This window comes from Herbidospora yilanensis (assembly GCF_001570565.1).
Taxonomy (GTDB): Bacteria; Actinomycetota; Actinomycetes; order Streptosporangiales; family Streptosporangiaceae; genus Herbidospora; species Herbidospora yilanensis.
The window spans coordinates 132319-145419 of the sequence record NZ_BBXE01000016.1 but is presented as its reverse complement, the minus strand read 5'-3'; the positions used below and the strand labels follow the sequence as shown (position 1 = coordinate 145419).

Sequence of the window (13101 nt, the reverse complement as noted above, 5' to 3'; positions counted from 1 at the left end):
ACCTACCGTGGCAGGCGTGCCACCCTGGAAGAACGACACCGTGCTCGCCCTGATCGTGCTCACCCTGGGCATCGGCGGGACCTACGGCCGGTTGTCCAGCTCAGGGCTGGTGGAACGGCCGATCGACACGATCGGCCTCACCCTGATCGTGGTCTCGTCGGCGGCGCTGGTCTGGCGGCGGAGCGCTCCCCTGGGGGCCGGGTGGGTGGCCGTGGCGTGCGCGATCGTCTACTACGGCTTCGGGTATCCGGGGGTGTTCGCCGCCGCGCCCGCCCTGATCGCCGTCTACACCGCCGCAAGCGTGGGCCGCCGCAGGCTGGCCGTGGTGCTGGTCGTGGCCCTGGCGGCCGGGATCGGCGTGATCGTCGCATTGTCGGCCACCGATCCCGAGCCGGGCGGGCTGAGCCTGCTGAGCGGCTGGCTGGTGGCGGTGTTCGTGCTCGGCGAGGTCACCCGCGGCCGCCGCGCCTACCTCGAAGAGGTGGAACACCGGGCGGCCGAGGCCGAGCGCACCAAGGAGGAGGCGGCGTTGCGCCGGGCCGGCGAGGAACGACTGTGGATCGCCCAGGAACTGCACGACGCGCTGACGCACACGATCTCGGTGATCAACGTGCAGACCTCGGTGGCGCTGGAGATGCTCGACCGCGAGCCGTCGCGGACGCGCTCCTCCCTCCTGGCGATCAAGGAGTCGGGCCACGACGCGATGCGGGAACTGCGGTCGACCCTGGGAGTGTTGCGCCAGCCCGGGAGCCCGTCGTCCGGGCTGGCCCACCTGCCGCGGCTGATCGAACGCGCCGAGGCGGTCGGCCTGTCGGTGGCGTCGACGGTGACGGGGGAGCCGGTGGAACTGCGGCCGGAGGCCGACCGGGCGGCGTACCGGATCGCGCAGGAGGCCTTCACCAACGTGTTGCGGCACGCGGGCCCCGCCACGATCACCCTCACGGTTTCACATGAAACCAGCCGCGTGGTGCTGATGATCGCCGACGACGGCACCCCCGGCGACGTCGAACCGGGCATGGGCCTGATCGGCATGCGCGAACGCGCGGTGGCCGTCGGCGGCTCGCTGGAGGCCGGGCCCCGGCCCTCCGGGGGCTTTCTCGTCAGGGCGGAGCTCCCCCGATGATCCGGGTCCTGCTGGCCGACGACCAGCCGCTGATCAGAGCCGGTTTCCGCGCCCTGCTGGAGCTGGCCGACGACATCACGGTCGTGGGGGAGGCGGGCAACGGCGGCGAGGCCGTGCGACTGTGCCGTTCCCTGAGGCCCGACGTGGCCCTGCTCGACGTGCGCATGCCCCTGATGGACGGCATCCAGGCGACCCGCGAGATCGGCGCCGACGCCGAACTGGCCGGCCTGAAGGTGGTGATCCTGACCAACTACGCCCTCGACGAGTACGTCTTCGCCGCCCTGCGCGCCGGGGCCAGCGGCTTCCTGGTGAAGGACATCGAGCCCGCCGACCTGCTCCAGTCGGTCAGGGTGGCCGCCAGGGGAGACGCCCTGCTCTCCCCCGCCGTGACCAGACGCCTCATCGAGGAGTACGTCGCCACCCCGCCCCGCCCGACTCCCGCCCCCGGCCTGGCCAGGCTGACCGACCGGGAGCGAGAGGTGTTGCGGCTGGTGGCGACCGGCAGGTCCAACGAGGAGATCGCCGGCGATCTCGTCATCTCCCACGCCACCGTGAAGACCCACGTGAGCCGGATCATGGCCAAGCTGCTGGCCAGGGACCGCGCCCAGTTGGTCGTGCAGGCCTACGAGAGCGGCCTGGTCACACCGGGCTGACCTCGCGCTCGACCGGCTCGGCCAGATGGTGGCGCAGCTTCTCGCCCTCGACGTCGAGGTCGGGCAGGATCCGGTCGAGCCAGCGGGGGAGCCACCAGGCGGCCCGGCCCAGCATCGACATGACGGCCGGCACCAGCGTCATCCGCACCACGAACGCGTCGATCAGCACGCCGATCGCGAGGGCGAAGCCCATCGACTTGATGATCGGGTCGTCCATGAACACGAACCCGCCGAACACCGAGGTCATGATCAGCGCGGCGGCGGTGACGACCCGGGCGTTGTGGCCCATGCCGTTGATCGTCGCCTGGCGCGGAGTGTCGCCGTGCACGAAGTCCTCCCGCATGCGGGAGACGAGGAAGACCTCGTAGTCCATGGCCAGCCCGAACAGGATGCCGATCAGCAGGATCGGCAGGAAGCTGACCAGCGGGCCGGGCTGCTCGACGCCGAACAGGTCGGCCAGGTGGCCCTCCTGGAAGATGGCCACGGTGATGCCGAACGTCGACCCGACCGTCAGCAGGAAGCCGAGCGCCGCCTTGATCGGCACCAGGATCGAGCGGAAGACCAGCATCAGCAGCAGCACCGACAGGCCCACGACGAGCAGCAGGTAGATCGGCATGGCCTCGCCGAGCTTGTCGGAGACGTCGATGCCGAGGGCGGTCGCGCCGGTCACCGCGATCTCCGCGCCCGAGATGGTGGCCAGCTTGGCCCGGATGTCGTGCACGGCCTGCTCGGTCTCGGCCGAGGTGGGCCCGTTCTTGGGGATGATCGCGACCAGGGCGGTGGTGCCGTCGGCGTTCGGCTGCGGCGGGGTGGCCGCCAGCACGCCGGGCACCTGCATGATCATCTGAGCGGCCTGCCCGGCCAGGGCGGTGGTGGTCGCGGCGTCCTTGGTGGTGACCACGGCGATCAGCCGCGAGTTGAACCCCTCGCCGAACCCTTCGCTGGTCAGGTCGTAGGCCTCGCGCGCCGGGCTGCCGGGGGCGGCGGAACCGGTGTCGGGCAGGGCCAGCCGCAGGTCCTGGGCGGGCAGCGCGAGTGCGCCGAGCCCGGCGATGCCGACGAGCAGGATCGGGATGCCGAACCTGGTGACGAGACGGCCCCAGGTGTAGCCGAAGCCCTCCTTGGCCACGGCCTCGCCGGCCCGCTGCCGGCGCGGCAGCACCTTCTCACCGGCGAACGCGAGGATCGCGGGCAGCAGAGTGATCGCGACGAGCACGGCCACGGCGACGGTCCCGGCGGCGGCCAGACCCATGACGGTCAGGAACGGGATGCCCGCCACGAACAGGCCCGCCAGCGCGATGACGACGGTGGCCCCGGCGAACACGACGGCCGAACCGGCGGTGCCGGTGGCCCGGCCCGCGGCCTCCTCGCGGTCGAGCCCCTCGGTGAGGAACTGGCGGTAGCGGGAGGTGATGAAGAGCGAGTAGTCGATGCCGACGGCCAGCCCCAGCATCAGCGCCAGGACGGGGGTGACCGAGGTCAGCTCGACGGCGCCGCTGAGGGCGTACAGACCGCCCATGCCGACGCCCACTCCGACCAGCGCGTTGAGCAGCGTCATGCCGGCCGCGACCAGCGAACCCAGCGTGACGATCAGCACGACGGCGGCGATCAGCACGCCGATCGCCTCCGACCCGCCGACCTCGGGGGCGGCGCGGAGCACGTCGCCGCCGTGCTCGATCCGCATGCCGGTGACGCCGTCGCCGACCTTCAGGTAGGCGTCGCGGGTCTCGTCGGCGAGGTCCTCGGCCGTGCCGGAGAACTGCACGGTGATCAGCGCGTAGCGGCCGTCGGGGGAGACCGACCGGGCCTGGAAGGGGTCGACCGCGGCGACCACGCCGGGCACCGACGCGGCCTCCTTGACCACGGGCGCCACCGCGGCCGGGTCGAGCTTGGCGCCCTCGGGCGCCGCGATCACGATCGTGCCGGTGGCCCCGCTGGCCTGCGGGAAGTCCCGGGCCAGCGCGTCGAGGGCACGCTGGGACTCGGTGCCCGGCATGCTGAACTTGTCGCTCGACGGCCCGAGGAACAGGGCCGCGCCGGCCCCCATCAGCGCGAGCAGCAGCACCCAGACGGCCACCACCCGCCCCCGGTTGCGGAAGGAGAACCGGCCGAGCCGGTAGAGCAAGGTCGCCATGAAAGCTCTCTTCTAAGAGGACAGGCCGAGTGTGCGGAACGCTCCACTGGTGAGCTCCGCGCGCATGGTCTCGTCGGGGATCGCGACCCCCCGGGCCGTCGTCAGGAAGATCCCCAGCAGCGCCATCCAGCCCGCCACCCTGGGCTCCTGCTCGGGCACCCGGCCGACCATCGCGTCGACCAGCGCCTCGGTCACGTCGTCGACGCAGGGGAGTTCGGGGTGGTCGAGCAGGGCATCGACGTCGAGCAGCAGGATCTTGACCTGGCGGCGGAAACGCAGCGACATGTCCACCACACCGGCGACCGCGGCCCGTGCGGCCTCCTCGCCCTGAAGTGGGGCCAGCCGCTGAAGCAGCGTCTCGAACTCCTGCCCGATGGGGGCGAAGAGCTCGCTGAGGATCGTGTCCTTGTTCGTGAAGTGATAGAGCAAGGACGCCTTCGAGCAGCCCACATCCGACGCGATGTCCTGCAGCGACGTGCCCCGGAAGCCGTGCGCGGCGAACAGGCGCAGGGCGGATTCCAGGATGTCGGCACGCATCGAGGTCGCGGATCGGGTCACGGCACCACGATAACTGACCGATCGGACAGTTCTGTCCGATCGGTCAGTTGTTTACCCGAAGCGCTGCACGAAGTTCAAAGCGGTGTCACAAACCTCACGCCAGCCCGAGTCGATGGTGAGGGAGTGCCCCCGGTTCGGGATCTCGACGATCTCGGTGACGTGGTGCTCGTTCCTCTCCTGGATCTTGTACGACGCGTTGGCGATCGCCCACGGAACCGTGTGGTCCTGCTCCCCCGAGATGATCAGCAACGGCCCCCGGTCCTCGGCCTGGCTGTCGACCTTCACCTCGCTGCGCGGATTGACGTTGGCCACCGCGGCCTGGAACAGCGGCGCCCCGGGGGCCGCGACCGCGAACTCCTCGAACAGCTCCCGGGCCTCCTCCTCGGTGACGACGTTGGCGAAGGCGTACCGGAACTGCTCGAAGGTCAGCGGCATGGCCCGGTGCCGGTTGGCCGGGTTCCCCAGCACCGGCGAGGCGGCCCGCAGCGCCGAGAACGGCAGCGGCAGCACCCCCTGGAACGGCGCCGGGTCGATCGCCACCGAAGCACGCGCGAGCCCGCGCCCGGCCAGGATCTGGGTGAGCAGCCCGCCGAACGAGTGCCCGACGACCATGGGCTTGCGGGCGAGCCGGCCGATCAGGTCGGCGAGGTGGTCGGCCACCTGCCCGACGGTCTTGTCGGCGAAGACCTCCGGGTTCTCACGGGCCTCCTCGACGGTGTCCGGGTCGTCCGGCCAGCCCGCGGTGACCGGCGCGAACCCGGCCTCGGCGAACACCCCCGCCCAGCGGTCCCAGCTACTCGGCAGCAACCACAGGCCGTGCACGAACACCGCGGGGATCCTGCCGGTGGCGTTGGCCCGCTCGACGAGTTCGAGATCATGGCTCATGACAGGCGCCTAGCGGCCGGGATGCAGGACGACCTTGGTCCAGCCCTCGTCGCGGGCGTCGAAGTGACGGTAGCCCTCGGGCCCCTCGCTGAGCGGCAGCTCGTGCGAGACGATGAACGACGGCCGCGCCCTGCCGGTGTGAATGAGGTTGCGCAACTGCCGGTTGTACGCCTTCACGTTCGCCTGCCCGGTCCCCATCTTCTGGCCCTTGAACCAGAAGTGCCCCATGTCGAAGGGGATCTTCCCGGCCCGCGCCGCCTCGTCGGGATTGCCCGGGTCCTCCGGCAGGAACAACCCGACGACGCCGATGCCGCCGGTGGGCCGCACCGACCTGACGACGCTGTTCAGCGCCGCGTCGGAATGCTCGTCGCCCTGCGGGTCGTGCGCCTGGTAGCCCACGCACTCACAACCCCGGTCGGCCCCTTCGCCGGCGGTGAGGTCGAGCACCTGCTCCACCGCCGACCCCTGGGAGTCGTCGATCGGGATGCAGCCCATCTTCTCGGCCACCTTCAGCCGGTCGGCCTGCCGGTCGACGATCATGACCTTGCTCGCGCCCTTGAGCAGCGCCGAGTAGGCCGCCATCTGCCCGATGGGCCCCGCGCCGTACACGACCACGGACTCGCCCGGACGCAACCCCGCCAGCTCGGTGGCGTGCCACCCGGTGGGGAAGATGTCCGACAACATCACGTAGTCGTTCTCCTTCTCCCGCGCGTCATCGGGCAACCGCAGGCAGTTGAAGTCGCCGTACGGCACCCGCAGCAACTCGGCCTGCCCGCCCTCGAAGGGCCCCATGCCGGCGTAGCCGTAGGCGGCTCCCGCCACACCCGGGTTGACGGTGAGGCAGAAGCCGGTGAACCCGGCCTCGCAGTTCTTGCAGTGCCCGCAGGCGATGTTGAACGGCAGGCACACCATGTCGCCCACCCTGATCCGGTCGACCGCCGACCCGACCTCGATGACCTCCCCGAGGTTCTCGTGACCCAGCACCCGCCCGGTCTCCATGTTGGTGCGGCCTTCGTACATGTGCAGGTCAGAGCCACAGATGTTGGCGGCGGTGACCCGCACGAGGACATCGGTCGGGCGTTCGATGCGAGCGTCTGGAACCTCCTGGACGACGACCTCCCGGGGACCCTCGTACACCAGTGCCTGCATGATCACACCTCCGAATTTGTCGATGATCAGCCCAACTGGACCTTTTGCCCCATTGCGCCATGTTGCCCAGAGCGGATGGACAAGTACCCCTCCCGACAGCAAAAGTCCTTTTAGCACCCCGGGGAAAAACGCAGCAAATAATCGGGAGGAGTGCCACATGCCCAAAGTGACCTGGCGTACGGGAGCCGTCATCGTCGCCGCCTTCACCGCAATCCCCGTAATCACCGTCTCCAGCCCCGCCGCCGCCGACACCAACTGCGGAAGCTGGCCCGGAAACGGCATCGCCCACCACGACATCGCCAGCCGGACCGCCACCGTGAGCGGCCGAACCGTCAAGGTCGCCCTGGTCAACCACCGCATCAGCGACCACTCGTTCGCCGCGATCCGCTCCGGCTACCGCTCCGGCGACCAGACCTGGATCGACCGCTCGAAGGACAAGGTGAACTGGACCCAATGCGGCCCGTTCAACTCCCAGTTCTCCAACGACCAGTTGCACAAGGGTTTCTGGATGCGCGCCTGCGCACGTTTCAACGGCTACAGCTTCTGCACCGACTGGAAACAGGACAGCTAATATGACCAAATAGAAACGGCCCGGACCTGAAAAAAGGTCCGGGCCGTTTTCATCGAAGATTAACGGTAGTGCCAGCCGCCCCAGCCGAAGGTGCCGCCGTGGCCGTAGCCGCCACGGACGCGGAAGTCGTCGACGTGCTTGCCGAAGACGATGTGCTTGGACAGGAAGCTCTTGGTGCTGTACCGCTTGTAGAAGAACCACTTGCCGTGGTCCTTGTAGTAGACGTCGAAGAAGCTGTAGTCACGGTCGCCGTGGTCACGGTCCCAGATCTTGAAGTCGAGCCAGTAGCGGCCGCCGCTCTTGCCCCACCGGTAGTCGAAGCGGCCGTCGCCACGTTCGAACCGGTCCCAACTGGATCCGGCCTGAGCGGCCGAGACGGTGGTGGTGGCGGACGCCGAGGCGGCCGGTGCGATAGCAACCCCCGTGGCCACGACGCCGGCGAGAACGGTCCCGGCGAGCAGCTTGCCGATCGTGTGCACTGTTTCCTCCGTTGAGTCGATGCCCGGCGTCTCGTTTCGTTCGCCGGACACCGCAGACGTTATGAGCGCCCCCCACCCCCGTTCTGCGCATAACGCCACACAAGCCACTGAGCGTGCATTACTCCACATAAGCCGCTGGTCGCCGCCTCGGAAGCCACACCTTCGGCCAGGGCCGCCAGCACTACCGCCAGGCAATGAAGTGGCCAGAGAAGGTCGAGTGGCCGACCAGGCGAAGCCGTAACGAAGAAAGGACGCGAAAGCGGCCAGGGGGAGCGCGAGGGGGCTGCGCCCCCTCGTATCGGGGGGTTCGGGGGGTCGTCCCCCCGTGTAAACGACGAAGGAGACCGTGGGGAAAGCGGCGAAGCCGCTGACCACAGGTCTCCTACTCTCCGAGTGGGGCTACCAGGACTTGAACCTGGGACCTCTTCCTTATCAGGCAAGGCGGGTGGGGGCGGGATCAGGGGAAATACCCGCTCTCACCTGCGCGAATGGTCCATGGACTTCCATGGCGGTCCACCGACTTCCGGGCCGATTGTCACCCAGTTAGTCACCCAGCGGACGGGGCGTTTTCCCCTGGTCCGGGCTACTGCTCGCCTGCTCGTTGTGCCTCGGTAAGGGCGTCGCGCAGAGCGGTGGCGTGGCGGGACCTTCTCTGGTTCAGGAGGGCGGCCACGTCGATCAGCTCTTTGTGGGCGTGGCGGTTGAGAAGGACGGCATCGGCGGTGATCGGAACGCCAACGCTCGCGGCGGCTGCGGCGTCGCCGTTCTCGGCGTGGGCCTTCGCGAGACACGAGCCGTACCACGCTCGGTCGCGGTTGTAGGTCTCCGGGAGGCTGTTCATGCCCTCGGTCAACAGGCTGGTTGCGGTGGGCCAGTTGCCCAAGGCGAGCTCGGTCATCCCGCGTTGTAGGCGGAACCACGTCTCGTCGTAGAAGTACATCCACACCGGTTCGTCGTCGGGGTGGTCGGCCGCCTGCCGGATCAGCGCTTCCGCCTCGTCCAAGAGCGTGCGAGCTGGGCGGGCGTCTCCGGCGATGGCGTGGCCTCGGCCGGCCATCTGCACGGCCATCCCTCGTACGCCCGGAGTGACCCGGCCGTCGTGCCAACGGGCCGCGTCCGCCAGACGGATGCACCTGCGGGCGTTGCCCGCACTCCACGCCTGGTGCGCCTTCATGCTGAGCGTGGTCGTCGCCATGTTGACGTCGCCGATCTCCAGCGCCCAATCATGCGCCCGGTCGTACCAGGCGAGCGCGGCCCCCTGGTCGTCGACGTCCAGAGACATCCACGCGACGAACTGGGCGTACTGCGCGGCCAGGTCGACCACCTCGTCGGCCAGCGTTCCGCGGGCGTGCTGAGCCAGGTCAACCACGATGTCCAACTGCTGGCGGACGATCCCCAACAAGGGCCGTGAGCCCACGGTGTCCTCGACCTTGCGGTGTTCGGCAAGGCACGTCGCCAGCCACTCGACGGTGCGCCGATCGACTCGCCGGGGCCTGTGGACAACCTGAGTGATCCGATCGAACAAGTCCGCGTCCGGTGCCCCGGTCGGCAACGGAACGGCCGGTATCGGTGCGACCGGTCCGGGGGTTGGTAGCTCGTCGCCGAACAGTTCGCTCTCCGGGATGCCGAACGCCCGGCCGTACAGCACGCGGTAGGGGTCCTTGGGCTTGTGCCGGCCCGCCTCCCACGCCTTGATCATGCGGACGAGTGAGTCTCGCTCGGGCAGGTGGGCGCTCACCTGAGGATCGTCGGCGGCCTGGACGAGCCGCTTGGCCATCTCTCGCTGTGTCCACAGCCGTTCCCGGCGCTCACGGCTGAGCCGCGCCGCCCAGTACGGAACATCGCGCATCGTGGTCCACCTCGTCAGGGGGAGACTCCGGGGTCCGTTCGCCTCCCCCAGTGTCCCCTATTGCCACTCACGGTGTAGGTACCTGCGGCGATGTCATGGGATGCGACGTGCTCCAAACAGCGGGACCCGCCAAGCGATTGCGCCGCCGGACGGGTCCCTAGACCGCACTCTGGAGGTGCGATCCATGCCGAAGCCTATGACGATCGACTTACCGCCCGACCTCCAACGCGGGACCCACCCATACGGTGTCCGCACCCCGGCGTTCGTGGCTGCCGAACGCCTCCGCGAGGCACTCGCCGTCATCCACGTCACCGCCGACGTCCACGCGGGCTACGGTGTCGCCCTCGTCTCGGTCTGGTTCGACCTGCTCGTCTGGACCGACGGACAGGTCTACCGCTGGTGGACCGGCCAATTCGCGCACCGCAGCGGCCGGCGCCTCTACACCACCTACAGCGTCGAGGTTCCCGGCACGGTCGCCCGCTGTGTCGCCCATCGACGACTGGCCTTGCAGGCGGCTCCCGCTGAGATGTCCGCCGGGAGCGCGGATCGATGACACGGCCTTCGTCGCCCGGCCCGGCTCGCCCCATCCCGCCCCGGAGCGCGGAAGAGATCGAAGCCTGTCGCGAGACGTTCATGCGGGTGCATGCCGCCCTTACGTTCTTCATCGAACGGGAATTCGGCCCGCAGGAGACCGAAAGCCGCGACACCCCGACCGGTGGGCACCTCCTTCGCACCACTGGAGATGAGGTGGCTACCCCCAAGGACTGGCGTGGCGATGTGATCTGAGGGAGGCACGTCGCCACGCCTCAACCGCCGGGTTACGGACCCGGCCCATTCCTCCCCCGCCCCCGATAGCTGCCGGACCCCGTGGCCCGACCGAGGTGTCAACTCCGTCTTCGCGTGTCCCTTCCCCATAGCGGTCCACGCGAGCCCACTGCCCAACCTGCACAGACGGAGTTGACGCCGACCGAGGGACACGAACACTCCGGTAGCGGGGGCGGGGGAGCCACCTACTCCCTGACCTAGTTGCATGAGAATCAGACTGCTCACGTGAGCTCAAAGCCGCCTCGTAGAGGTCATCAGCGGCGTCCCAATTGTGCCAATTTGAGAAAAAATTCACGTATGTCTAACTAAATGATTTGATGACCAATAATCCGATACGAACGATGACTACCAGTTGTGGGCATGATGCCGAATAATTGAGTCATGGATGTGTTCGCAACAGTACTCGCCATAATTGTCATCTATCTCTCCATCACCTTCATTGCAGTGGCATGGACGGCAATCCTAACATTATTTCTTGGTGCACTAATGAGGGATATTCATTTTGAATTCGTATTTAGTCCATCATTCAAGATACTACGCCGCCATGGGGTTTGGCGCGGAGCTTGGCCGTATATTCGAGATCTAAAGCGGCGCAGCCTCAAGGGATGGGACGAGGCTAGAGAGATACTCTGGCTCCACTCTCTCATCTTTGTGATTCTTGGCATGAATTACATTGTAAGCATATTCACTTTTGGGGGTGTCGCTCTCTTGATGCACCCACTTTGGAATTACATGCACATCCATATAGACCCATCGGTGCCAACATGGCGCCACATCGCCTTGCTAGGCACCTTCTGGGCAACATGGTTATTCCTTCGTGGCTTCAGTTACATTGCCAGACCCTGGGTAAAGCATCGCGGGAGGTATGAGCAGATAAAGCTCCCGAAGAACCTCAGTGCGGCTAGTCAGAATCGTGTAGCAATCGACGCATTCTGGCTGTCTCATATTCGGACAGCATCCCTATTTGTGCCAACGTCTGTATTTCTAGCATGGATGCCACTCCTGGCTACCGATAAGCCGATTATGGGTTTCGACCCCCTTAGCCTGGGACCGCTTCTTTTAGTGCTCTTCCTGGCGTCGATCGTTATCTCTGGCTCTATTGCGAGCTGGGTCATCCGACGCATCAGCCCTCGATGGAGTGGCATGGACGCTCTTGTTCGAATTACTCGAATTATTGATCCAATCGATCCTCCTTCTGGCGCCTTGATAGCGGGACAAGCCAATTCAATTCCCGAGCCGAACGCTGACCTTCGGAAAAGCATAATTGAAGTAATCGAGCTACTGTACAGTGCCGCAAACCGCCTTGATGCACAGCAAGAAAGAGGATTTACGCCTCACCCTTTAGCGACCGCTCTTCGTGGATGCTCTGCACAGCTAACAACTTTTTTGCTCGCCCCAAATTTCCGCCGAAGCCTTCCTTCGGACATCGCAAAGATTCTGCGAGTGATTCAAGTTGTTCTTTCCGGACCCAAAAATGCCGCACCGTACGAAGAGCTAGCCTCTATCGCTTCTGCATTCGAAGCGGATGGAAGCCCTGGCTCTAGGGCGGAGCCTCCAGTAAAGCCCCCGAGTAAAGTGGCAAGATTATTTGCCAAGGCAACATTGAATTTAACGAACTCTTTGGTGGCGATTAGCACACTTGCTGCACTTGCGGTTCCGATCGCGGCGATCATTTTTGCATTATTAGGACAACTCCAAATTGACAAGGTTCTAGAGCTCCTAAAGAAGTAACCGAAGTATTATTTCCAAGGCTATTTGATCGCGGCGGCGCGGGCCGTGACCGGCCGAAGAGCCGCAGCGCGGCCCGCGACCGCCAAGCGCGCGGCACGCCGTAGGCGGGCCGCCTTGAACCAGTAAAGAAACCCTGAGCCACTACAGCGCCAGGATGACCCGTCCACCTTCGGCAGACTTCGGAGCGCTCCGGCTCTGATCCTGGTCAGACGACACATCAACGCTGGTCGTCTCGTAGTGCTCGGCCGCGCCCCGAATCTCGGTCATCTCCAAGACCTGGCCGTCACGGCTGTACATGATCCGCCGAATCAACAGAATCGGCGCTCCGGCCTCGATCTCCAGCCGCTCCCGCTCGTTCTCATAAGGCATCCGGGCCGTCACGGTATCCGCCCAAGACACCGGCCCCCGCCCCTTCTCCAGGTGCCGATAGACCGCGTCAAGCTCGCCCACGAGATCGGCCCGCGTGAAGTCCGGGATCAGATCCGCGTTGATGAACGAGCTGACCTCGATGCGGGTCCGCACCTTCGCGTGGAACCACACGCTGTACCGCCGCACCACAGAGTGCCCGGTCCGCAGCCCCATCAACATGGCCGTCTCCCGATCGGCCGGCAACACGTTGCTGATGCCGTACACGTCAGCTTCCGGCAACTCCGGATCGGGGATGGGCCACCGTAGCCACCCCTGGTTCTGGCCCTCGCTGTTGTAGGCGCTGCTGGCGATGTCATGGCGGGGTTCGACGCCCAGCATGATCAGGTACCGATCCGGCACCGGACGCACGAACGTCCCGCGCCCCCGGATCACGGTGATCAGTCCCTCAAGGACGAGGGCCTTGACCGCGTCTCGAACGGTAGGCCGGGACACGTTGTATCGCTCGGCCAGGGCCGTCTCACTCGGCAACGGCGCTCCGGGCGTATACCGCGCCTCCAGGATGTCAGCCCGCAGACCTGCGGCGATGACCTTCCACAGGGGAGTCGCTTCCACTTCCACGTGAGTCTCCTCCGAAATCTGTCTCCCAACATGTACTACAGGTTGCGCGACATGTCGACGCCATGGCAACATGTACTACAAGTAGGCCGACAAGAAAGGAGGTCTGAGCAATGCGCAAGGAGGACCGCAACGACACAGACACCAACGAAGGGACTAA

General features: G+C 66.4%; 12 protein-coding genes. 5 read left to right on the top strand and 7 right to left on the bottom strand.

The annotated features are described in order from the left end of the window. Nucleotides 1–16 precede the first annotated feature (16 nt). Together AW273_RS08725 and AW273_RS08720 are read left to right on the top strand one after the other, a co-directional pair. Nucleotides 17–1123 carry a sensor histidine kinase gene (locus AW273_RS08725; RefSeq protein ID WP_198168060.1) on the top strand — a complete coding sequence of 369 codons (1107 nt, stop codon included), beginning with the start codon at nt 17–19 and terminating at the stop codon, nt 1121–1123. Beyond that, entirely contained in the window at nt 1120–1776 is a 657-nt protein-coding gene (locus AW273_RS08720) for a response regulator (RefSeq protein ID WP_062347010.1), read from the top strand. Before AW273_RS08725 ends, AW273_RS08720 begins: the two co-directional genes overlap by 4 nt. Here the strand turns inward: AW273_RS08720 and AW273_RS08715 are convergent. Genes AW273_RS08715 through AW273_RS08700 form a run of 4 tightly spaced genes read right to left on the bottom strand, consistent with a single transcriptional unit; the run spans nt 1763 to nt 6502 of the window. Then, nucleotides 1763–3910 carry an MMPL family transporter gene (locus AW273_RS08715; protein WP_062347008.1) on the bottom strand — a complete coding sequence of 716 codons (2148 nt, stop codon included), beginning with the start codon at nt 3908–3910 and terminating at the stop codon, nt 1763–1765. The two genes, AW273_RS08720 and AW273_RS08715, sit on opposite strands and share 14 nt — an antisense overlap. 12 nt (nt 3911–3922) lie before the next feature. Further along, entirely contained in the window at nt 3923–4468 is a 546-nt protein-coding gene (locus AW273_RS08710; protein WP_062347006.1) for a TetR/AcrR family transcriptional regulator, read from the bottom strand. Nucleotides 4469–4519: 51 nt separating this feature from the next. Beyond that, complete coding sequence (locus AW273_RS08705) at nt 4520–5353, bottom strand: alpha/beta hydrolase (RefSeq protein WP_062347004.1); 834 nt, start codon at nt 5351–5353, stop codon at nt 4520–4522. 9 nt (nt 5354–5362) lie between these two features. Next, nucleotides 5363–6502: a glutathione-independent formaldehyde dehydrogenase gene (locus tag AW273_RS08700; RefSeq protein ID WP_062347378.1), complete on the bottom strand. Its 1140-nt coding sequence runs from the start codon at nt 6500–6502 to the stop codon at nt 5363–5365. A gap of 157 nt (nt 6503–6659) precedes the next feature. Between AW273_RS08700 and AW273_RS08695 the strand changes: the two genes are divergently transcribed. Next, entirely contained in the window at nt 6660–7073 is a 414-nt protein-coding gene (locus AW273_RS08695) for a hypothetical protein (protein WP_062347002.1), read from the top strand. A 59-nt stretch (nt 7074–7132) separates the two neighbouring features. Here the strand turns inward: AW273_RS08695 and AW273_RS08690 are convergent, their stop codons facing one another. Both AW273_RS08690 and AW273_RS08685 read right to left on the bottom strand, forming a co-directional pair. Beyond that, nucleotides 7133–7552, bottom strand: a complete 420-nt coding sequence (locus tag AW273_RS08690) for a hypothetical protein (protein WP_062347000.1) — start codon at nt 7550–7552, stop codon at nt 7133–7135. Nucleotides 7553–8135: 583 nt separating this feature from the next. Continuing rightward, nucleotides 8136–9401: an NsdA family TPR-like regulatory protein gene (locus AW273_RS08685; RefSeq protein WP_062346998.1), complete on the bottom strand. Its 1266-nt coding sequence runs from the start codon at nt 9399–9401 to the stop codon at nt 8136–8138. A gap of 196 nt (nt 9402–9597) precedes the next feature. On the opposite strand from AW273_RS08685, the gene AW273_RS08680 reads away from it, so the two are divergent. Together AW273_RS08680 and AW273_RS37090 are read left to right on the top strand one after the other, a co-directional pair. Beyond that, entirely contained in the window at nt 9598–9954 is a 357-nt protein-coding gene (locus AW273_RS08680; protein ID WP_062346996.1) for a hypothetical protein, read from the top strand. Nucleotides 9955–10607: 653 nt separating this feature from the next. After that, nucleotides 10608–11957 (top strand): hypothetical protein, encoded by a 1350-nt coding sequence (locus tag AW273_RS37090; RefSeq protein WP_157555647.1) that lies wholly within the window; start codon nt 10608–10610, stop codon nt 11955–11957. A gap of 141 nt (nt 11958–12098) precedes the next feature. On the opposite strand, the gene AW273_RS08675 is transcribed toward AW273_RS37090, so the two are convergent. Continuing rightward, on the bottom strand, nt 12099–12944 hold the full coding sequence (locus tag AW273_RS08675; RefSeq protein ID WP_062346995.1) for a GntR family transcriptional regulator: 846 nt from the start codon (nt 12942–12944) through the stop codon (nt 12099–12101). Nucleotides 12945–13101 lie beyond the last annotated feature (157 nt).